This is a genomic window from Nguyenibacter vanlangensis (genome assembly GCF_013376155.1).
GTDB classification, from domain to species: domain Bacteria; phylum Pseudomonadota; class Alphaproteobacteria; order Acetobacterales; family Acetobacteraceae; genus Gluconacetobacter; species Gluconacetobacter vanlangensis.
Map to the genome: position 1 here is coordinate 1 of NZ_JABXXP010001133.1, position 661 is coordinate 661.

Annotated in this window: 1 protein-coding gene; it reads left to right on the forward strand. The window is 72.6% G+C overall.

Going from position 1 to position 661, the window contains the following annotated elements; genetic code table 11:
* Nucleotides 1–661, forward strand: a 661-nt coding sequence (locus HUK84_RS21690) for a PepSY-associated TM helix domain-containing protein (protein ID WP_176641980.1), incomplete at both ends; no start/stop codon positions are given.

The following is a 661-nucleotide window of genomic DNA, read 5'->3' on the forward strand; positions in this document are numbered from 1 at the left end:
CTGCGCGCCGTACCCCGGGGCCGTTTCCTGGCCTATGAACTGCCGTCCTCGCCCCATGCGGCGCTGCGGGTGCTGGTCGGGCGGGGCGGGGATGCGGTGCGCGTCTATCTCGACCCCGTCACGCTCGCGGTGCTGAAGCGCGTGTCGGAGGAGTCGCGGTTCGAGCGGGTGGTCTTCAACCTGCATGGCCAGTTGCTGATGGGCAATGCCGGCTCGGTCATCATGGAACTTGTGGCGTCCTGGACGATCGTGCTGGCGGTGACCGGCCTGTATCTGTGGTGGCCGCGCCGGGGGGCGGGGCAGGGCTGGGGTGGTGTCGTCTATCCGCGGCTGGGCGCGGGTGGGCGCACGGCCTGGCGCGACGCGCACGCGGTCACCGGCCTGTTCGTCTCGCTGTTCCTGGTGCTGTTCCTGGCCAGCGGCCTGCCCTGGTCCTTCGTCTGGGGGCATGCGCTGAAGGCGGCCGAGGATCGGCTGGCGCCGATCCTGCCGGTGCCGGGCCCTTCGGTGCCGGATTGGCAGATCGGCCATGTGCCCGCCCGGGTGGAGATCGCCGGCGGGGCATCCGGCATGGCGGCGATGCCCGGCATGGAGATGGACGGCCCGACGCGCTCGGCCGTGCCGGCGGCGGGGTTCGATCCGGCGGCGCTGGATCGCGTGG